Genomic DNA, 18,739 nt, shown 5'->3' with positions numbered 1-18,739 from the left:
GTTTCGCGATGATATCTGCCGGCGCCTTGACCCCCCTAATGGGTCGTTCAAGACCAGGACGTTGCTAGGCAGGGCGTGGAAGCGCAGTAATGCGTTAAGCTMACCTGYACTAATTGCTCGTGCGSCTTGACCCTATMACTTTGATCACGCATCGCAAGGCGTGCATTGGTCAAGGCGCTTATGCCAAGTTGACGCATTCAAACATGGCTGAAAGGCCGGGTGAGTAGCCCGGTTGACAAGCTCAAAATCTGATTCGAAACTCTATGAATTCGTTGTCTTGACTTGGTCAAGATGACAACAAGTTATGCCTGATGACCATAGCAAGTTGGTCCCACTCCTTCCCATCTCGAACAGGACAGTGAAACGACTTAGCGCCGATGATAGTGCGGGTTCCCGTGTGAAAGTAGGACATCGTCAGGCTTCTAACAGCGCAAAACGCCTCACCGTTCGGTGGGGCGTTTTTTTTATGTGTTGTGCATAACTCCATCTTTAACTACTATTGCACCGCTGCGTTGGAGCTCAGCCAACATCATGTCGATCCACGCATTGATCGTGTGCCCATTACCAAATCGAAGATGCAGTTCGTTCAAATACGGTACCTGATTTGACCATTGGTCAAACTCTTGCCGGTTGATGCTGCCCCATTCAAGCAGCTTGAATTTCAGCAGCACTTTGATGGCGTAACTGGCGTGTCGATCTGGATTCTTTGCAAAGACATCAAGTTTTTTGCGTGCCAATGAAAGGGCTAAGGCTAAATCTGAAAAAACTGCACCATGCCCAGGAATGATGATGGCGGGATTCAATTGCTCAATCAGGTCAAGCGTTGCGCTGACTTCATCAAACGCATTTATCCCTTCAAGTTCAGGAAAGACAACCCCAAATCCGTTTTCCCATAAAGCATCAGCAGACACCAGTAAGCGGTGCTCTGGGGCAAATAAAATAATCGAGTGTGGATCATGGCCTGGAGCGGCATGCACTTCCCAGTCCATCTCAGCCCAATGATGTACTCCGCCGGGTTCCAGAAGCGCATTGAATTTGAATCGTTCGCAGTTTTGTCCAGTGGGTTTGTAGCTCAGTTCATCTTCATGCCAGCACTCCACTGCAGTGGCTAAACCCGGTGGTATCCAGGTTTGTAGTTCGGGATAATGAGTTTGCAAAGCATGGTTCCCCCCGCAGTGGTCACTGTGCAGGTGCGTGTTGATGAGCAGGTCCAGAGAGCGAACTGGCAAGCTTTGCTCAAGCAGCGCCAAAGTTTGCGATTGATGTGTTGTGTAACCGCTGTCAATCAGTGTGACTTGCTCTTCGTCGCAAAGCAAAATGTTGTTGGCAGAAAGCCAGCCGCGTTCGAATACCGTCACGCCAGCGGGCAGGTCAATGATTTTTCTCATGGGTGCTGATCAAACTTAGGCATGGGCACGAAGTTCACGACGCAAAATCTTTCCTACATTTGTTTTGGGTAATTCCTCACGGAATTCAATGTACTTGGGGCGTTTGTACCCAGTCAGTGTCGCTTGACAAAAACGAGTCACCATTTCTTCGGTGAGCAGCGGATCGTTGCGTACAACGAACACTTTGATGGCCTCTCCCTGCATATCATCAGGGATGCCCACTGCAGCACATTCGACTATGCCGGGGCAGGTAGAAATGACGTTTTCCAGTTCATTTGGAAAGACATTGAATCCACTGACTATGTTCATGTCTTTTTTGCGATCGACGATACGAGTAAAACCCTGCTCGTCCATGGTACCGACGTCACCCGTGCGCATGAAGCCATCGGAAGTAAAAGTCTTGGCCGTTTCTTCGAATTGTTGGTAATACCCGGTCATCACATTGGGACCGCGAATGCATATTTCGCCTGTACTGCCCAGTGACAAACTATTGCCGGCTTCGTCTTTGATGGCGATGTCGATGCCAGGTAAGGGCAGGCCGATGTTGCCGCTGAAATGTGTTTGCGTGACGAGGTTGTTGGTGCCGATAGCGCAAGTCTCGCTCATGCCCCAGCCCTCAATCATGGCGCTGCCGGTGGCAGCATGCCAGTGGCGCGCAGTGCCTTCTGATGCGGCCATGCCACCCGCCTGGGTGAGTTTGAGGGAAGAAAAATCGATGGTTTTGAACATAGGATGCTGCATCAAGGCGTTGAACAAGGTGTTCACGCCGGGCAAGATGTGAAATGGGCGCTGCTTGAGCACTTCGATGAACTTGTCAAAATCACGCGGGTTAGGCACGAGCGTGACGTGCGAGCCTTGGCGGATGGCTAGCAGGCACAAGGTCAAGGCAAAGATGTGATAGAGCGGTAAAGCCGCAATGCTGTTGACCTTGCGCAGATCACCGATGTCGGCAAGCGCCGGAGAAAACCAGGCTTCAGCTTGCAAAATCGATGCTACAACATTTCTGTGGGTGAGTATGGCTCCTTTGGACAGGCCAGTGGTGCCCCCTGTGTACTGAAGGAAGGCAATGTCGTCCATGGTTTGTTTGGTGGACTTGAGAGACAGACTACGTCCCAAGGAGATGGCCTTCTTGAACGATGAAACGGTGCGGCCGTTCGTCAAGGGCAACTCGAATTCATGTACCAATTTAGCCAAATGGCGGACTCCAAATGTCACCCAACGGCCATACCAAGGACCCAGTAGATCACCTATAGAAGCCAGGATCACATGCTGAATCGTCGTGTGTTCGATCACCTCTTGCAATGTGACGGCAAAATTTTCGAGGATGACGATGGCTGTCGCACCAGAATCCTTGAGCTGATGAGACAGTTCGCGGGCTGTGTAAAGAGGGTTGACGTTCACACAGGTGTAGCCAGCGCGCAAAACAGCGGCCATGGTCACCGCAAATTGCGGCACATTTGGCAACATGATGGCGATGCGGCTGCCTTGGGGCAGGCCCTGACCCTGCAAGAAGGCGCCCAAAGCTGTCGAGAGCTGGTCAAGCTCGCGGTATGACATCCAACGATTCATGCAGACCGAAAAAGGGCTGTTGCCATGCAGCTGAAAAGCCTTTTGAAGCAAATCAGTCAGGCTGGTGTACTGATCGGCCTCAACGTCGTGAGGCACGCCTGCGGGGTAATTCTTCAACCAAATGCGATCCATGTTTATCTCCGTGAAAAGGCATTGTCGACATGTCTTGGGGTGAGTGTCAGGGGGCAATCCCCAAGTGACTAAGGAACAAGGTCTCTCAGGCGACAACACACGATAAAGACTGGGCGAAGTCGTGAACTTTGAAAACCAGAGAATGCATGCACAATGCGTGAAAACCCTTCATCTGTTATGACTGCCCCCAACACAAACCACCCCGGATTCTTGTTTCGCTTGTGGCAGCGTTGCGTTGGCGGCGTGGATGCAGAGGCTACAGGACAGCACACCACGTCGTCACAGGGGCTGCACTGGCTGCCGATCCGTTCCTTGTCACCTAGACACAAGCCGCGCATCCAAAAACATTTGATAGCACTGGCGCCCCAAGACCGTTATTTGCGCTTTGGCTATCCGGCGACAGACGAGCAAATCGCGCGCTATGTGACAGGCATGAATTTTGATCGAGATGAAATTTTTGGCGTGTTCAATCGGCGCCTGGAATTGGTGGCCATGGCGCATCTGGCCTATTCCGTGGACCCGCAATGGGCCTCCTGCGCCGAATTTGGGGTGTCTGTGGCCGCACATCAGCGCGGCAGGGGCATAGGCGTCAAGCTGTTCCACCATGCCACCACCCACGCCCGCAACCAGGGTGTGAGCATGCTGTTTATTCACGCATTGAGCGAAAACGTTGCCATGCTCAAGATCGCACGGCATGCGGGGGCAAGGGTGGAAAGAGATGGCAGCGAAAGCGAGGCCTACCTGAGCTTGCCAAGTGCCAACCTGGACAGCCAGTTCAGCGGCATGCTTCAAGAGCAAATGGCTGAAATTGACTATCAACTGAAAAACCAGGCGCACCAATTCCGAAAATGGCTTTCAACCCTGCAAGAAATTCGGCAAGGTGTGCGTGATGCAAGGCATGTCCACGGAAAACGCTGACTAAAAACGGGCATGGCCGTAATGTCATCTGAATCCGCTATCCTAGAGCCCCGCCACAACAGCATGTCCTGCCCTTTTTGACTGTGTCAGATCCTCACCCTGCGCGCACTGCCGAGCGCGAAGATAAGCGCAGTTTTTTGCAAAAACTGGCTGAATTCATCCATCCTGGCCCCGACTCTGCAGACGAGTTGATTGAAACCTTGGCCGAGGCTGAAGGCAACCACATCATCAATGCCGAAAGCCGCCTGATGCTCGAAGGTGTGATCCGCATGGCCGAAATGACGGCCGGGGATGTCATGGTGGCTTCACCTCGCATGGACCTGCTCTGCATTGATGACCCGTTTGACGAACTGCTTCACCAGGTCATTGAAACAGCGCACTCACGTTTCCCGGTCTATGAAGGCGAGAAAGAGAACGTCATCGGCATCCTGCTGGCCAAGGACCTGCTCAAGTTGCAGCGGGCTCCGGAATTGAACATCCGAACGCTGTTACGGCCCGCCGTATTTGTCCCTGAAAGTAAGGGGCTCAACGACTTGCTGCGCCAGTTCCGAGATAACCGCAACCACCTGGCCATCGTGATCGATGAATTCGGTAGAACTGCGGGGTTGATCACCATCGAAGACGTGCTGGAGCAAATCGTGGGCGAGATCGAAGACGAATTCGATATCGCTGACGATGAAGGTGATATTTTTGGCTTGCCAGATCGCAGCTTTCGCGTGAGCGGTGACACATCACTGGAGCGTGTGGGTGAGGCCTTTGGCGTCAACCTGCAAGAAGCCCGGGAGGATACGGACGGGCCTGATTTTGACACCATTGGCGGTTTGATCGCCCATGAAATGGGTCATGTGCCGCGCCGAGGTGAAAAGCATCTGCTGGCCGGACTGCAGTTTGTGGTCTTGCACACTCGGGCAGGCGCCGTGCGCTGGTTCAAGGTGTCACAAGCCACAGCACCAGCGTCTTCCCATCCATCGGCTGCATGAGCGGGCGACAGGCATTGCCACGGCAAACAGTTTGGCCCGCTTTAGCGGGTGTCGCGCAGGCTGCATCCATGGCCATGCCCGGCAGCGGTCATGCGCAGGGCTGGTTGCAAATCCTGAGCCTGTTGTGGCTTGCCCGAGGGCTGGTGCAAATCACACAGACGCAAGGGCTTCGTCTCAAGCCAATCATGCGGCTGGCCGCCTGGCAAAGCGGTGTGTTCGCGACAGCCTGGCTAGCGGGCTCGTTTTGGTGGCTCTATGTGTCGATGCACGATGTGGGGGGGCTGCCCAGCGTGCTGGCCGTGCTCGCCGTGCTGGCCCTGGCCGCTGCGCTGGCCTTGTATTACGCTTTTGCAGCGGCCGTCTGGGCGGGGCTTTCGAGCGGGATGGGGCGCCAAGTCCTTTCTCCATGGCAGCGCAGTGCGCTGTTTGCTGCGCTTTGGACACTGGCTGAGTTGATGCGTGGCCAGTGGCTGACGGGTTTTCCTTGGGGCGCAGGCGGTTATGCACATGTGGACGGCATGTTGTCGGTGTGGGCACCCTGGGTGGGTGTGTACGGCATCGGCGCACTGGCTGCGGGCCTAGCCATGAGGCTGGCCTTGGCGGGGTGGGGTTGGCGTGCAGTCCCGCCCTTGGCGTTGGTGTGGGGCCTGTGTTGGGGGATGAAAGCTTGGTCTCCCGCATTCACGGCCACGACGGGCACCGCGCAGGTCGAGTTGCTGCAAGCGAACATCACGCAAAACGCCAAGTTTGATGTAAAAAGCGGCATCCGGGATGCCCTGCAGTGGTACGACGCGCGTTTGCGCAGCAGCACCCAGGCGCTGGTGGTGGCGCCCGAAACGGCCATTCCGGTGCTGCCGCGCCAATTGCCACCTTCGTATTGGGCCGATTTGCAACAGCACTTTGGCGAGTCAGGGCGTCCTTTGGCGCTGGTGGGCGTGCCCTTGGGCTCAACCGGCGCGGGTTACACCAACTCCCTGGTGGCCTTGGGGCCGCAGGGCACAGCCGCTTACCAATACGACAAACACCATTTGGTGCCGTTTGGCGAGTTCATCCCGCCCGGCTTTGTCTGGTTTGTGCGTCAGATGCAGATTCCATTGGGCGATTTCCGCTCGGGTGGGCTGCATCAGGCCCCCATTCACTGGCAAGGCCAGCGACTGGCGCCCAATATTTGCTATGAGGACTTGTTTGGCGAAGAACTCGCCGCCCGGTTCAAAGACCCACAGCAAGCGCCTACGGCCTTTGTGAATGTCAGCAACATCGCCTGGTTTGGCGACACCCTGGCGGTGGACCAGCACCTGAACATCTCGCGCATGCGCGCCATGGAATTGAGCAGACCCATGCTGCGCGCCACCAACACCGGAGCCACCGCCATCATTGACCACCAAGGTCGCGTGACGCAACAGCTGCCGCGTTTCACGCGTGGCACCTTGATCGGCAGCTACGAAGGCCGAACCGGCTTGACGCCCTATGCGCGTTGGGCCTCTGCCTGGGGTCTGAAGCCCTTGTGGGCGGCCTGCGCCATGGTACTGCTGCTGGCCGCCTGGCGACGCCGAACGGCGCCTTGACACCATAAGTGCCCAAGCCGATCGGTCCTGAGGCCGTGGTCTGAGGGAGATTGACCTCAGCAAAGGCCGTAAAATCAAGGGTTTGCGCAAAGCCTGCGCCCATTCACCCTTGCCAGCTCGCTGCTGGCAACGCTTCGGCCATGTTGACCTTCCAGCAAATCATTCTCAAATTGCAGCAGTACTGGGACGCCCAGGGCTGCGCCTTGCTCCAGCCCTACGACATGGAAGTCGGCGCGGGCACCAGCCACACGGCCACGTTTTTGCGCGCCATCGGCCCCGAGCCGTGGAAAGCCGCCTATGTGCAGCCCAGCCGCCGCCCCAAAGACGGCCGCTACGGCGAGAACCCCAACCGCCTGCAGCACTACTACCAGTTTCAGGTCGTCTTGAAGCCCGCACCCAGCAACATCCTGGAGCTGTATTTGGGCAGTCTGGAAGCGCTGGGCTTTGACCTGAAGAAAAACGACATCCGCTTCGTTGAAGACGATTGGGAAAACCCAACCTTGGGTGCTTGGGGTCTGGGCTGGGAGGTGTGGTTGAACGGCATGGAAGTCACGCAGTTCACCTACTTCCAGCAAGTGGGCGGCATTGACTGCAAGCCGATCACCGGCGAGATCACCTACGGCCTGGAGCGTCTGGCCATGTATTTGCAGGGCGTGGACAACGTCTACAACCTACAGTGGACCGATGGACTGACCTACGGCGACGTGTACAAACAAAACGAGGTCGAGCAATCGACCTACAACTTCGAGCACAGCGATGCCGAGTTTTTGTTCACTGCTTTTGGCGCGCACGAAAAGCAGGCCCAGCACCTCATGGGTGCACAGCTGGCACTGCCTGCGTATGAGCAAGTGCTCAAGGCCGCGCACACCTTCAACCTGCTGGACGCGCGTGGCGCGATCAGCGTGACCGAGCGCGCCGCCTACATCGGCCGCATCCGCAACCTGGCCCGCAGCGTGGCCCAGAGCTATTACGAAAGCCGCGAACGTCTGGATTTCCCGATGGCCCCGCGTGAATGGGTTGCCCAAATGCCCAAGAAAGCCGCGTGAGGGAGAACAACATGACGACACAAAATCTGCTGGTAGAACTGTTTGTGGAAGAGCTGCCGCCCAAGGCGCTCAACAAGTTGGGTGCGGCGTTTTCGGGCGTGCTGGCCGAACAACTCAAGGCCCAGGGCCTGGCCGCGGCCAACGCTGCTGTGACTGCTTTTGCCTCGCCCCGCCGCTTGGCCGCTCATGTGACGGGCGTGGCCGCACAAGCCGCCGACAAGGCCGTGCAGCAAAAGCTGATGCCCGTGGCCGTGGGCCTGGACGCAGCGGGCAACGCCACCCCCGCCTTGCTGAAAAAACTGCAAGCCCTTGGGGCCGACGTGATCGACCCGGCAGCCGCTGTGGCAGCGCTCAAGCGCGCACCCGACGGCAAAGCCGAAGCCTTGTTTTATGACAGCCTGTTGAAAGGTGCATCGCTGCAAGCCGGGCTGCAAAAAGCTTTGGAAGAAGCGCTGGCCAAGCTGCCTATTCCCAAGGTCATGCAGTACCAGCTGGAAACCGATTGCGAGCTGCCAGGCTGGAGCAGCGTGAACTTTGTTCGCCCAGCACACAGCCTGATCGCCTTGCATGGTTCCACAGTGGTGCCGGTCAAGGCGCTCGGCCTGACGGCTGGCAACAGCACCCAAGGCCACCGCTTTGAGGCCCAAGTCTCGCCCGTGGTCTTGCCGCACGCTGACCAATACGACGACGTGCTCAAACGCGATGGCTCGGTCATTGCCAGCTTTGCCGAGCGCCGCGCCGAGATCGTGCGCCAGCTGCAAGCGGCGGCCGCCAAGGTGGGTGGTGGTTGCCAACCGATTGAGGATGACGCGCTGCTGGACGAAGTGACTGCGCTGGTTGAGCGCCCGAACGTGCTGACCTGCCAGTTCGAGACCGAGTTCTTGGGTGTGCCGCAAGAGTGCCTGATCCTCACGATGAAGGCCAACCAGAAATACTTCCCGTTGATCGATGCATCGGGCAAGCTGACGAACCGCTTCTTGGTGGTGAGCAACATCAGCCCCGACGACGCGTCGTTCGTGATCGGCGGCAACGAGCGCGTGGTGCGCCCGCGCCTGGCCGATGCCAAATTCTTCTTCGACCAGGACCGCAAAAAAACGCTCGAATCGCGCGTCGAAGGCCTGTCCAAAGTGGTCTACCACAACAAGCTGGGCACACAAGGCGAGCGCATGGCGCGGGTTTGCGCCATCGCCAAAGCCATTGGCCAGCAAGTGGGCGGCGATGCGCTGGCGCAGCAAGCCGAGCAGGCGGCACGCCTGGCCAAGACCGACTTGCTGACCGACATGGTGGGCGAATTCCCTGAGTTGCAGGGCATCATGGGCGGCTACTACGCCCGCCACGATGGCCTGTCGACCGAAGTGGCCGAGGCCATCGAAGACCACTACAAACCGCGCTTTGCGGGCGACGACTTGCCGCGCAACCACGTCGGCTTGGTGGTGGCTTTGGCCGACAAGCTCGAAACCCTGGTAGGCATGTTCGGCATTGGCAACGTGCCCACGGGCGACAAAGACCCGTTTGCGCTGCGTCGCCACGCTTTGGGCGTGATCCGCATGCTGATCGAAAAAGACGTGGCGCTGGGCTTGCCTGAATTGTTGGCCCTCTCCACGCCCGTGTTTGGCGACAAGATTTCGGGCAACGCGGATGCGCTGATCGATTTCATCTACGACCGTCTGTCTGGCAGCCTGCGTGAGCAAGGCTTCAGCGCGCAAGAGGTCGATGCCGTCATGGCTTTGCGTCCGGCCCGCTTGGGTCAGGTCAACCAGTTCCTGTCAGCCGTGCGCGCCTTTGCTGCGCTGCCCGAAAGCCCCGCTTTGGCGGCCGCCAACAAGCGCATCGGCAACATCCTGAAAAAAGCCGGCGAGGTGGATGCTCACGTCAACCCCGCGCTGTTGCAAGAAGACGCTGAGAAAAACCTGCACGCCGTGATGCAAAGGCTGCTGCCCGAATCCGAGGCGCAGTTCAAGGCCGGTGACTACACCGCCAGCCTGCAAACCCTGGCCGCGCTGCGCGCCCCAGTGGACGCTTTCTTCGACGACGTGATGGTCAACGCCGAAGAAATGGACCTGCGCCTGAACCGCCAGGGCCTGCTGAAAAGTCTGCATGTGGCCATGAACCGCGTGGCCGATTTGTCGCGTCTGGCGGCCTGATCGACCGACCCGAGACCGGCCCCCCACCGAGCGCGCATGAACACCCATTTGAAACTCGTCATCCTCGACCGCGACGGCACCATCAACCGCACGGGTGACGAGTTCGTCAAATCGCCGGACGAGTGGCAGCCCTTGCCCGGGGCGCTGGAGGCGATCAGCCGCCTGAACCATGCGGGTTTTCATGTGGTGTTGGTGACCAACGAGCCGGGTCTGGGTCGGGGCCTGTTTGACATGGCTGCCTTCAATGCCGTGCACAGCCACCTGATCAAGAAACTGGCGGCCGTGGGTGGGCGCATCGATGCCTTCTTCTATTGCCCGCATGCGGCCGATGAGGGCTGCGGTTGCCGCAAGCCCTGGCCGGGTCTTTTCTCGCAAATTGCCGAGCGCTATGGCGTGGACCTGACCGGTGTGCCCTGCATTGGCAACAGTCTGAGTGACATGCAGGTGGCTGAGGTGGTTGGCTGCGTGCCGCACATGGTGCTGAGCGGGCGGCACCCCGAATGGCAGGGGCAGACCTTGCCGCCAGGTTTTCCGGCTGGTACACAGGTGCATGCCGATTTGGCAGCCTGTGTTGATCATTTACTGGCCTCTGAAACGGGCTTGCGCTTACCTTTGACAACGACGCCAACATGAACTTCATCCGATCTCTGATCCATGTGTTGTGGATGACCATCACCGTGGTGCCCTGGGCGCTGTTTGTCGTGCTGATTTCTTACTTCATCAGCAGCACACGCCTGTACTGGATTTGCGCCGCCTGGTTGCGCTTGGCGGTGAACAGTGGCACCTGGATTTTGGGCATCGAAAACCGCATTCAAGGCATGGAAAACTTGCCCCAAGGCACCAAGGCCCCAGCCGTCTTGCTGGTCAAACACCAGTCCACCTGGGAGACCTTTGTCATGCCCGCGATCATGCCGCACCCCTTGGCCTATGTGTTCAAGAAAGAGCTGCTGCATGTGCCCTTTTTTGGCTGGGCCATGGCGCGCATGGACATGATCCACATCGACCGCAAACAACGTTCGCGCGCCTTTGCCAAAGTGGTGCAGCAAGGCCGCCGCCTCATGCAAGAGGGCGTCTGGGTCATCATGTTTCCCGAGGGCACACGCATTCCCCGTGGCCAAAAAGGCGAGTACAAAACCGGAGGTGCACGTTTGGCCATTGCGGCCGGGGTGCCTGTGATCCCGATTGCCGTGACGTCGGCGCGCTGCTGGCCCACCAAGGCCTTCATCAAAACCCCCGGTGTGGTGGACATTTCCATCGGTAAGCCCATTCCCAGCGAAGGACGCCAAGCTGAAGAGCTGATGCTGGAAGTCGAACGCTGGATCGAAGCCGAAATGCACCGACTCGACCCTGAGGCCTACCCTCCGGCTGATGCCGCAAGCCCCCCGCACTGAACACGGCCAGGCCCGCAGCATGCGCATGCCCATGCAATTTGTGTTCGACTTCTTCACCGAAGGTGTCCCTGTGCCGCCTCGGGTGCCCAAGGCCAAAAAGCGCAAGTTGCCCACACCGCAGCCCAAGCCCCCTGTTCCCCAGGCCCCTGTGACACCTCGGGTGGTCCCCGACCCGGCTGACCTGCAACCCGCAGAGCCAGTGCTCAAGGCCTTGCCCGAACCCGCCACGGCGCCTGCGGGCTTTACCCATCCGGCGTCCACGCGCCACGCGGTCTTGCAAGGCGTGCCGGTGAGTTATCGCTTTGAGCGCTCACGTCGGCGCAGCATCGGGTTTCTGGTGGGGCCCGATGGTCTGGTGGTGCGCGCCCCGACTTGGGTGCCCATGCGCGAGGTGGATGCCGCCGTGCAGGAAAAAAGCACTTGGATCGTGGCCAAATTGCAGCAGGCCAGGCAGCGGCAAACCGAGCAGTTCCAGTCGGCCATTGAATGGGCACACGGCGCGGCTGTGCCTTATCTGGGGCGCACGGTGCAGCTGTGCGTGCTGCGCCGGGGAGAATTGCCCAGCCATGTGCAGTCGCCAGACGACACTTTGCCCGTGAGTCTGTCGCCCGATGCCGGGCCGACCCAGGTGCGCGAAGCCGCCCAGGCCTGGCTCAAAAAGAAGGCACTTGTGCTGTTTGAAGCGCGTTTGCAGCACTTTGCGCCGCTCTTGGGCGTGCGCTGGAAAAAGCTCAGCCTCTCCAGCGCCAGCACCCGTTGGGGCAGCGCCCGCAGCGACGGGCACATTCGGCTGAACTGGCGCCTCATCCACCTGCCCATCAGCCAGATCGACTACGTGGTGGTGCACGAGCTGGCCCATTTGCGCGAGATGAACCACAGCCCCCGCTTTTGGGACACCGTGGGCGAAGTCATGCCCGATTACGCCGAACGCCGCCAGGCCTTGAAGCAGTCACCCATGGGCCTTCATCAGGACTGAGACGCGCGAAAACGGTAGATGCCATCGTCATCGCGGTGGCGCACCAGCTGCCCGGCCAGCCAGAGCATGTTCAGGTGGGCCACCGATTCGCCCATGGCGAACGTGGTCTGGTGCACATCCAGTGGGCGTTTGAACAAGACCGGCAGCGCATCGTGCGCGCTGTGTGGTCGCTCGGTGCAGGCGGCCAGCAACTCGTCCAGGCGGTCCTGGTGGTGCTGGCGCAGCTGGGCCAGGCGCGTGGCCACGCCTTTGAACGGGCGCCCATGAGAGGGCAGCACCAGCGTTTCAGGCGCCAAGTCCTCGAACCGGGCGATCGAATCCAGAAACAGCTGCAGGGGGTTGCTGTCCGGCTCCATGGCGTACACGCTGACATTGGTGGAAATCGAGGGCAGCAGCATGTCCCCGCTGATCAGAATCTGTCCCTGGTCTGTGTACAGCGCCATGTGCTCGGGGGAATGGCCATAGCCGCTGATGCAGCGCCAATCCCGCTCCCCGATCCTGACCGTGTCACCGGCCATCAGGCGCACAAAAGCGCCGGGAATCTTGGGCACCATGCCGGGGTAATAAGTCACCCGCGAGCGCACCTGCGCTAAATCTTCAGGGCGGGTCCAGCCGTGGGCCGCGAAAAACTGCACTGTGGGGTCGCCGCCAAAGTTGGACAGGCCGGAACACGCCAGCATGGCCGACTGGAATTCGCCCGTGCTGATCCACAAAGGGGCTTTCCAGCGCTCGCACAGCCAGTGGGCCAGGCCCATGTGGTCGGGGTGCATGTGCGTCACCAGCACGCGCAAGACGGGCAGGTTTTGCAAAACCTGGCTTTCCACCTGCAGCCAGGCCTCGCGGGTGGCCGGGTTGTCAATGCCGCAGTCCACAATGGTCCAGCCGTCGCGCAGCACGCCCGCTTGCTCGGGGTGGGGCATGCGGTCGCGCAGCAGCCACAGGTTGATGTGGTCCAGTGAAAAAGGCAGGGCCATGCGCAGCCACATCACGCCGGGGGCCACTTCGATGGCGCTGCCCCGTTCGGGCAATTGCTTGTCCAGGGGGTATTGCAGGGGCGGGGCTGACAAAGAAGCGGCGGGCAAAGGGGGCATGGGTCAGCTCGTATGGGTTAGCATTCGCACCTTTGACGTTAACGTTAACGTCAAACATAAAAAGCATTCTAGGCGGCTCACCTTGACGGGGGCTGTCCCCGGTGCGCAAGGACGGTGAGGACCCCGCCATGGCAAGCACGTACACGATCAGCGATCTGGCCCAGGAATTTGACCTGACCACCCGGGCCATCCGTTTTTACGAAGACATGGGCCTGCTCGAACCCGAGCGCTCCGGCCCCGGCGGGCGCAACCGCGTTTATTCCTCGCGCGATCGCACCCGCCTCAAACTCACCTTGCGTGCCAAACGCCTGGGCTTGTCGCTCAACGAGGCCAAAGACCTGATCGACATGTACGACAGCCCCCGCGACACGGTGCCGCAGCTCAAAAAATTCCTCGTGGTGCTGGCCGAACACCGCCAGCAACTGGAGTCGCAGCTGGCCGACCTGGAGGCCACCCTGGACGAAGTCAAAACCCACGAAAAAGAAACCCGCAGCCTGCTGACCAAGGCCAACAAGACGGGTGTTGGCGCCTGACAGTGTGGCGTGGCGGGGGGGCAGGTAAGGCCCCGGTTTTGGTTGACGTTGACGTAAACGTCAATTAAAGTCCGGGTTTGATGTCAAGCACTGGATGCGATGTGAGCACTGCCCCTTCTTCAGACCCCTCAAGTCTTGCTGCCGCTGCGCACCCAGACCGTGCAGCCCATGAGCGCGTGGCGCTGAGTCTGGCCCGTCAGGGCATGATGAACCACTTGGGTGTGCGATTGCTGTCGGCCACGGTTGGGCAGGTCGAACTGGCGGTGCCCTACAGCGACAAAGTCACACAGCAGCAAGGTGGTTTTCATGGCGGTGCCATTGGCGCACTGGCGGACATCGCCGCCGGTTACGCGGCACTGACCGTGTCCCCAGAAGGCATGGAAGTCACCACCGTGGAATACAAGATCAACTTCCTCTCCAACTTTCAAGGCGGCGAGATTCGCGCCAGCGGTCGTGTCACCAAGGCGGGCAACCGCATCATCGTGACCAGCGCCGAAGTGGTGCACATCGACGACAGCGGCAAACGCTCGGACTGTGCCGTGATGCAGTCGACGCTGGTGCCTGTGCCTAAAACTTATTAGTGTGTTCTGCGTTGGGCGTTCAGCGTTCAGCGTGAAAACCACCGCAACTGCACAAACAACCAACGCTCAACGCTCAACGCTCAACGCTCAACGGAGAAACCATGAACAACCTGCCCGGCCTGAACTTCCAACTCGGTGAAGACATCGACGCTCTGCGCGACGCGGTGCGCGACTTTGCCCAAGCCGAAATCGCCCCCCGCGCCGCCGAGATCGACCGCAATGACCAGTTCCCCATGGACCTGTGGCGCAAGATGGGAGACTTGGGCGTGCTGGGCATCACCGTGGGCGAGGAATACGGTGGTGCGAACATGGGCTACTTGGCGCACATGATCGCCATGGAAGAAATCTCCCGTGCCAGCGCCTCTGTGGGCCTGAGCTACGGTGCGCACTCCAACCTGTGTGTCAACCAGATCAAGCGCAACGGCACGCCCGAGCAGCGCGCCAAATACTTGCCCAAGCTCATCAGTGGTGAGCACGTCGGTGCCTTGGCCATGTCGGAGCCCGGTGCGGGCTCGGACGTGCTGAGCATGAAGCTCAAGGCCGAAGACAAAGGTGGTTACTACCTGCTCAACGGCTCCAAGATGTGGATCACCAACGGCCCCGACGCTGACACCCTGGTGGTCTACGCCAAGAGCGAGCCCGAGTTGGGTGCGCGCGGTGTGACGGCCTTTTTGATCGAGAAGGGCATGAAGGGTTTCAGCATCGCGCAAAAGCTCGACAAGCTGGGTATGCGCGGCAGCCATACGGGCGAGCTGGTGTTCAACAATGTGGAAGTGCCTGCTGAAAACATTCTGGGTGGCCTGAACAACGGCGCCAAGGTGCTGATGAGTGGCCTGGACTACGAACGCGCTGTGCTCACCGGCGGCCCGCTGGGCATCATGCAGGCCGTCATGGACAACGTGATCCCCTACATCCACGACCGCAAGCAGTTTGGCCAAAGCATTGGCGAGTTCCAGTTGATTCAGGGCAAAGTCGCTGACATGTACACCGTGCTGCAGGCTGGACGCTCGTTCGCTTACACCGTGGCCAAGAACCTTGACTTGTTGGGTGCCGAGCATGTGCGCCAGGTGCGCAAGGATTGCGCCTCGGTCATCTTGTGGACCGCTGAAAAAGCCACCTGGATGGCGGGCGAGGGTGTGCAGATTTTTGGTGGCAATGGCTACATCAACGAATACCCGCTGGGCCGTTTGTGGCGCGATGCCAAGCTGTACGAGATCGGCGCGGGCACCAGCGAGATTCGCCGCATGTTGATTGGCCGCGAACTTTTTGCCGAAACCTGCTGAGACTCGCACCATGCAAACACTGCTTGCCAACAACCGCGAATGGGCAGCGCGCATGAAGCGCGAAGACCCCGAATTTTTTACACGATTGGCCAACCAGCAAAATCCGAAATTCTTGTGGATTGGCTGCTCCGACAGCCGGGTGCCCGCCAACCAGATCACTGGCCTGGACCCGGGTGAGGTGTTCGTACACCGCAATGTGGCCAATCTGGTGGTGCACTCCGACCTCAATGCCTTGTCCGTCATTCAGTACGCGGTGGATGTCCTCAAGGTCGAGCAGATCATGGTGGTGGGCCATTACGGCTGTGGCGGTGTGCTGGCCACTTTGCGCGGTTTGCGTGTGGGCCTGGTCGACAACTGGTTGCGGCATGTGCATGACGTGAAAGTGCGGCACCGTCGTCGCCTCGATCACCTGAGCATTCCCGAGCAGGAAGACACCTTGTGCGAAATGAATGTGATCGAACAGGTGGGCAACGTGGCATTGACCAACGTGGTGCAGGACGCCTGGGCACGCGGTCAGAAAATCAGCGTGCACGGTTGGTGTTACGGCATCAAGGACGGCCTGGCCAAAGACCTGGGGGTGAGCATGAGCCATCCCGGTGAGGTGCTGGGCGTGTTTCGCAGTGCGCTCAAGCGCTATCCGAGAGGCGGCTGAGCGCCGTGTACCCATGAGCTTGGCAGAACTTCTGGAGTTGGGCAGTTATGCGGTGACCGTGTTCGGTCTGCCCTATGCCGTCTGGGTGTTCTGGCTGGAGCAGCGCAAGGAGCGCGAAAACGAAGAAGAAGAGGCCTACCAGCACCTCTCCGACGCTTACAACGATTTCCTGAAGGTGGTGCTCGATCACGCCGATCTGCAGCTGCGCACCACGCAGGCCCTGCGCGATCCCACGCCCGAGCAGCGAGAACGCATGATGACGATTTTCGACATGCTGATCGCCCTGTTCGAGCGGGCCTATCTCATTGCGTATCGCGCGGAAATGAGCGCCACCGAACAGCGGCGCTGGAACTCCTGGGACGACTATATGCGCGAGTGGTGCAGGCGCGATGATTTCCGTTTGGCCTTGCCACTTTTGCTGCGCGGCGAAGACCCCGACTTCGTGGCCTACATCCGCCGCATCGCTGAAGAAGAAACCGGCGAACACCTCATCATTGCCGACATCCACAAAGACACACACCCTTGAAAGGCTTCAACATGTCACACGACCCCATCGTCATCGTCAGCGCTGCCCGCACCCCCATGGGCAGCTTCCAGGGCGACTTCTCTCCACTGGCCGCCCACGACCTGGGTGGTGCCGCCATCAAAGCCGCCGTCGAACGCGCAGGCATCAGCCCTGAGCTGGTCACCGAAGTGCTGTTTGGCAACTGCCTGATGGCAGGCCAGGGCCAGGCGCCAGCGCGTCAAGCGGGCTTCAAGGGCGGTTTGCCCAAGAGCGCGGGCGCCGTTACGCTGTCCAAGATGTGCGGCTCGGGCATGCGCGCGGCCATGTTCGCGCACGACATGCTGGTGGCCGGCACACACGATGTGTTGGTGGCCGGTGGCATGGAAAGCATGACCAATGCACCCTATCTTTTGCTCAAGGGCCGTGGCGGCTACCGCATGGGCCATGACCGCATCTTTGACCACATGATGCTCGACGGTCTGGAAGACGCTTACGAGCCCGGCCGCAGCATGGGCACCTTTGGCGAAGACTGCGCGGCCAAATACAGCTTCACACGCGCCGAGCAAGACCACTTCGCCACCACCAGCGTGCAGCGCGCCAAGGCCGCCACCGAGTCGGGTGCCTTTGCCACCGAAATCACCCCTGTGACGGTGAAAGACCGCAGTGGCGAACGTGTGGTGTCCATCGACGAAGGCCCGGGCAAAGTCAAGCTCGACAAAATCACCAGCCTCAAGCCCGCCTTCAAGAAAGACGGCACCATCACCGCTGCCAGCAGCTCGTCCATCAACGACGGCGCAGCCGCCATGGTGCTGATGCGCGAAAGCACTGCGGCCAAGCTCGGCTGCAAACCGCTGGCCCGCATCGTGAGCCACGCCACCCACGCCCAAGAGCCCGAGTGGTTTGCCACTGCCCCCGTGGGCGCGACCCAAAAGGCGCTGGCCAAAGCGGGCTGGAAAGTCGAAGACGTGGACCTGTGGGAAGTCAACGAAGCCTTTGCCGTGGTGCCCATGGCGCTCATGAAAGAGCTGAACGTGTCTCACGACAAGGTCAATGTGAACGGCGGCGCTTGCGCCCTGGGACACCCGATTGGCGCGTCCGGTGCGCGCATCATGGTCACGCTGATCCATGCGCTGAAGGCCCGTGGCCTGAAAAAAGGCTTGGCCACGCTGTGCATTGGCGGTGGCGAAGGCACGGCGGTGGCGCTGGAATTGGCGTAATTTCACGGTAGGAGCGGCCTCTGGCCGCGATATCGCAAGCCCATTTTTCGCGGCCAGAGGCCGCTCCTACAAAAACACCTATGAAAACCATCCTCCTCATCGGCGCATCGCGCGGCATCGGGTTTGAACTGGCCAGCCAGTACATCGCAGACGGCTGGCGTGTGATCGCGACAGCCCGAAGCGATGAGGGGCTTGAACGCCTAAAGGCCTTGGGCGCGCAGACCCTGCGCCTGGACGTAGCCAACCCGGCCAGCAACTCTGGGCTGTCTTGGCAGCTTGACGGCGAAAAAATCGACCTGGCCATTTATGTGGCGGGCGTGGTGGATCGAGAGACCACCGCTTCGCCGCCGACACGTGAAAAATTCGACCTCTTGATGCACACCAACGCCATGGGACCGATGATGGTGTTGCCGCAGATCGCGCCCATGTTGTTGGATAAAAAGGGCGTATTTGCCGTCATCAGCAGCCACTTTGGCAGCCTGACACTGACGCAAACCAGCATGGCGGTGCTGTATCGAATGAGCAAGGTGGCATTGAACATGTACATCCGATGCGCGCAGCACGATTTCCCTGAAATTTCTTGCGTGGCCTTGCACCCCGGTTGGGTGCAGACCGACATGGGCGGCGCATCCGCCCCGCTCACGCCCGAACAAAGCGTCAGCAGTATGCGCAAGACGCTCGAACGCATCCGCACACAACCGCGCCCTGAGGACCGAGGCGCATTTTTGAACCATGACGGCAGCACGCTGCCCTGGTGACCCAACAAAG

General features: G+C 59.6%; 18 protein-coding genes and 2 rRNA genes. 17 read left to right on the top strand and 3 right to left on the bottom strand.

Features of this window, described 5'->3' with window-relative positions; all coding sequences use genetic code 11:
- A 23S ribosomal RNA gene (locus tag AMM33_RS01020) occupies nt 1–134 on the top strand; the annotation flags it as partial.
- Between the two features lie 173 nt (nt 135–307).
- Nucleotides 308–420, top strand: a 5S ribosomal RNA gene (rrf, locus tag AMM33_RS01015).
- 44 nt (nt 421–464) lie between these two features.
- On the opposite strand, the gene AMM33_RS01010 is transcribed toward rrf, so the two are convergent.
- Together AMM33_RS01010 and AMM33_RS01005 are read right to left on the bottom strand one after the other, a co-directional pair.
- Nucleotides 465–1,388, bottom strand: coding sequence for an MBL fold metallo-hydrolase (locus tag AMM33_RS01010; protein ID WP_090137998.1), 924 nt, complete (start codon nt 1,386–1,388; stop codon nt 465–467).
- 15 nt (nt 1,389–1,403) lie between these two features.
- Nucleotides 1,404–3,089 carry an AMP-binding protein gene (locus tag AMM33_RS01005; protein ID WP_090137996.1) on the bottom strand — a complete coding sequence of 562 codons (1,686 nt, stop codon included), beginning with the start codon at nt 3,087–3,089 and terminating at the stop codon, nt 1,404–1,406.
- Between the two features lie 177 nt (nt 3,090–3,266).
- Here AMM33_RS01005 and AMM33_RS01000 point away from each other — a divergent pair, with 177 nt between their 5' ends.
- The 8 genes from AMM33_RS01000 (at nt 3,267) to AMM33_RS00965 (ending at nt 12,109) form a co-directional block, all read left to right on the top strand.
- Nucleotides 3,267–4,007: a GNAT family N-acetyltransferase gene (locus AMM33_RS01000; RefSeq protein WP_194945155.1), complete on the top strand. Its 741-nt coding sequence runs from the start codon at nt 3,267–3,269 to the stop codon at nt 4,005–4,007.
- Nucleotides 4,008–4,090: 83 nt separating this feature from the next.
- On the top strand, nt 4,091–4,987 hold the full coding sequence (locus AMM33_RS00995; RefSeq protein ID WP_090137995.1) for an HlyC/CorC family transporter: 897 nt from the start codon (nt 4,091–4,093) through the stop codon (nt 4,985–4,987).
- On the top strand, nt 4,984–6,552 hold the full coding sequence (gene lnt, locus AMM33_RS00990; RefSeq protein WP_090137993.1) for an apolipoprotein N-acyltransferase: 1,569 nt from the start codon (nt 4,984–4,986) through the stop codon (nt 6,550–6,552). Before AMM33_RS00995 ends, lnt begins: the two co-directional genes overlap by 4 nt.
- Before the next feature lie 140 nt (nt 6,553–6,692).
- Complete coding sequence (gene glyQ, locus AMM33_RS00985) at nt 6,693–7,598, top strand: glycine--tRNA ligase subunit alpha (protein WP_089952531.1); 906 nt, start codon at nt 6,693–6,695, stop codon at nt 7,596–7,598.
- An 11-nt stretch (nt 7,599–7,609) separates the two neighbouring features.
- Nucleotides 7,610–9,742, top strand: a complete 2,133-nt coding sequence (gene glyS, locus AMM33_RS00980; RefSeq protein ID WP_090138011.1) for a glycine--tRNA ligase subunit beta — start codon at nt 7,610–7,612, stop codon at nt 9,740–9,742.
- Between the two features lie 36 nt (nt 9,743–9,778).
- Complete coding sequence (gmhB, locus tag AMM33_RS00975) at nt 9,779–10,375, top strand: D-glycero-beta-D-manno-heptose 1,7-bisphosphate 7-phosphatase (protein WP_090137991.1); 597 nt, start codon at nt 9,779–9,781, stop codon at nt 10,373–10,375.
- Entirely contained in the window at nt 10,372–11,133 is a 762-nt protein-coding gene (locus AMM33_RS00970) for a lysophospholipid acyltransferase family protein (RefSeq protein WP_090137989.1), read from the top strand. Before gmhB ends, AMM33_RS00970 begins: the two co-directional genes overlap by 4 nt.
- The gene (locus AMM33_RS00965; protein WP_228767883.1) at nt 11,111–12,109 is read left to right on the top strand and encodes a M48 family metallopeptidase; all 999 of its coding nucleotides are present in this window, start codon (nt 11,111–11,113) and stop codon (nt 12,107–12,109) included. Before AMM33_RS00970 ends, AMM33_RS00965 begins: the two co-directional genes overlap by 23 nt.
- Here AMM33_RS00965 and AMM33_RS00960 read toward each other — a convergent pair.
- The gene (locus AMM33_RS00960; RefSeq protein ID WP_090137988.1) at nt 12,100–13,200 is read right to left on the bottom strand and encodes an MBL fold metallo-hydrolase; all 1,101 of its coding nucleotides are present in this window, start codon (nt 13,198–13,200) and stop codon (nt 12,100–12,102) included. The genes AMM33_RS00965 and AMM33_RS00960 overlap by 10 nt on opposite strands.
- 128 nt (nt 13,201–13,328) lie before the next feature.
- On the opposite strand from AMM33_RS00960, the gene AMM33_RS00955 reads away from it, so the two are divergent.
- The 7 genes from AMM33_RS00955 to AMM33_RS00925 all read left to right on the top strand — a co-directional run bounded on the left by AMM33_RS00955 (nt 13,329) and on the right by AMM33_RS00925 (nt 18,729).
- Nucleotides 13,329–13,733, top strand: a complete 405-nt coding sequence (locus AMM33_RS00955) for a MerR family transcriptional regulator (protein ID WP_090138008.1) — start codon at nt 13,329–13,331, stop codon at nt 13,731–13,733.
- A gap of 101 nt (nt 13,734–13,834) precedes the next feature.
- Entirely contained in the window at nt 13,835–14,314 is a 480-nt protein-coding gene (locus AMM33_RS00950; RefSeq protein WP_369802379.1) for a PaaI family thioesterase, read from the top strand.
- Nucleotides 14,315–14,415: 101 nt separating this feature from the next.
- Nucleotides 14,416–15,597 (top strand): isovaleryl-CoA dehydrogenase, encoded by a 1,182-nt coding sequence (locus AMM33_RS00945; RefSeq protein ID WP_062407320.1) that lies wholly within the window; start codon nt 14,416–14,418, stop codon nt 15,595–15,597.
- A 10-nt stretch (nt 15,598–15,607) separates the two neighbouring features.
- The gene (can, locus tag AMM33_RS00940; RefSeq protein ID WP_090137986.1) at nt 15,608–16,249 is read left to right on the top strand and encodes a carbonate dehydratase; all 642 of its coding nucleotides are present in this window, start codon (nt 15,608–15,610) and stop codon (nt 16,247–16,249) included.
- Between the two features lie 13 nt (nt 16,250–16,262).
- A complete protein-coding gene (locus AMM33_RS00935) occupies nt 16,263–16,775 on the top strand; it encodes a hypothetical protein (RefSeq protein WP_090137985.1) in 513 nt (170 codons plus the stop codon).
- 11 nt (nt 16,776–16,786) lie between these two features.
- On the top strand, nt 16,787–17,971 hold the full coding sequence (locus tag AMM33_RS00930; RefSeq protein ID WP_090138006.1) for an acetyl-CoA C-acyltransferase: 1,185 nt from the start codon (nt 16,787–16,789) through the stop codon (nt 17,969–17,971).
- Between the two features lie 80 nt (nt 17,972–18,051).
- On the top strand, nt 18,052–18,729 hold the full coding sequence (locus AMM33_RS00925; RefSeq protein WP_090137984.1) for an SDR family oxidoreductase: 678 nt from the start codon (nt 18,052–18,054) through the stop codon (nt 18,727–18,729).
- Nucleotides 18,730–18,739: the final 10 nt, after the last annotated feature.

The sequence above is a fragment of the Limnohabitans sp. DM1 genome (assembly GCF_001269385.1).
GTDB lineage: Bacteria > Pseudomonadota > Gammaproteobacteria > Burkholderiales > Burkholderiaceae_C > Limnohabitans_A.
This window is presented reverse-complemented; position numbering and strand designations above follow the sequence as displayed.

Excerpts from the sequence above, each read along its gene's own strand:
- AMM33_RS00935 (WP_090137985.1), top strand. The coding sequence starts at position 16,263 with ATGAGCTTGGCAGAACTTCTGGAGTTGGGCAGTTATGCGGTGACCGTG.
- AMM33_RS01010 (WP_090137998.1), bottom strand. The coding sequence starts at position 1,388 with ATGAGAAAAATCATTGACCTGCCCGCTGGCGTGACGGTATTCGAACGC.
- AMM33_RS00965 (WP_228767883.1), top strand. The coding sequence starts at position 11,111 with ATGCCGCAAGCCCCCCGCACTGAACACGGCCAGGCCCGCAGCATGCGC.
- AMM33_RS00925 (WP_090137984.1), top strand. The coding sequence starts at position 18,052 with ATGAAAACCATCCTCCTCATCGGCGCATCGCGCGGCATCGGGTTTGAA.
- AMM33_RS01005 (WP_090137996.1), bottom strand. The coding sequence starts at position 3,089 with ATGGATCGCATTTGGTTGAAGAATTACCCCGCAGGCGTGCCTCACGAC.
- AMM33_RS01000 (WP_194945155.1), top strand. The coding sequence starts at position 3,267 with ATGACTGCCCCCAACACAAACCACCCCGGATTCTTGTTTCGCTTGTGG.
- gmhB (WP_090137991.1), top strand. The coding sequence starts at position 9,779 with ATGAACACCCATTTGAAACTCGTCATCCTCGACCGCGACGGCACCATC.
- glyS (WP_090138011.1), top strand. The coding sequence starts at position 7,610 with ATGACGACACAAAATCTGCTGGTAGAACTGTTTGTGGAAGAGCTGCCG.
- AMM33_RS00955 (WP_090138008.1), top strand. The coding sequence starts at position 13,329 with ATGGCAAGCACGTACACGATCAGCGATCTGGCCCAGGAATTTGACCTG.
- glyQ (WP_089952531.1), top strand. The coding sequence starts at position 6,693 with ATGTTGACCTTCCAGCAAATCATTCTCAAATTGCAGCAGTACTGGGAC.
- AMM33_RS00945 (WP_062407320.1), top strand. The coding sequence starts at position 14,416 with ATGAACAACCTGCCCGGCCTGAACTTCCAACTCGGTGAAGACATCGAC.
- can (WP_090137986.1), top strand. The coding sequence starts at position 15,608 with ATGCAAACACTGCTTGCCAACAACCGCGAATGGGCAGCGCGCATGAAG.
- lnt (WP_090137993.1), top strand. The coding sequence starts at position 4,984 with ATGAGCGGGCGACAGGCATTGCCACGGCAAACAGTTTGGCCCGCTTTA.
- AMM33_RS00970 (WP_090137989.1), top strand. The coding sequence starts at position 10,372 with ATGAACTTCATCCGATCTCTGATCCATGTGTTGTGGATGACCATCACC.
- AMM33_RS00930 (WP_090138006.1), top strand. The coding sequence starts at position 16,787 with ATGTCACACGACCCCATCGTCATCGTCAGCGCTGCCCGCACCCCCATG.
- AMM33_RS00960 (WP_090137988.1), bottom strand. The coding sequence starts at position 13,200 with ATGCCCCCTTTGCCCGCCGCTTCTTTGTCAGCCCCGCCCCTGCAATAC.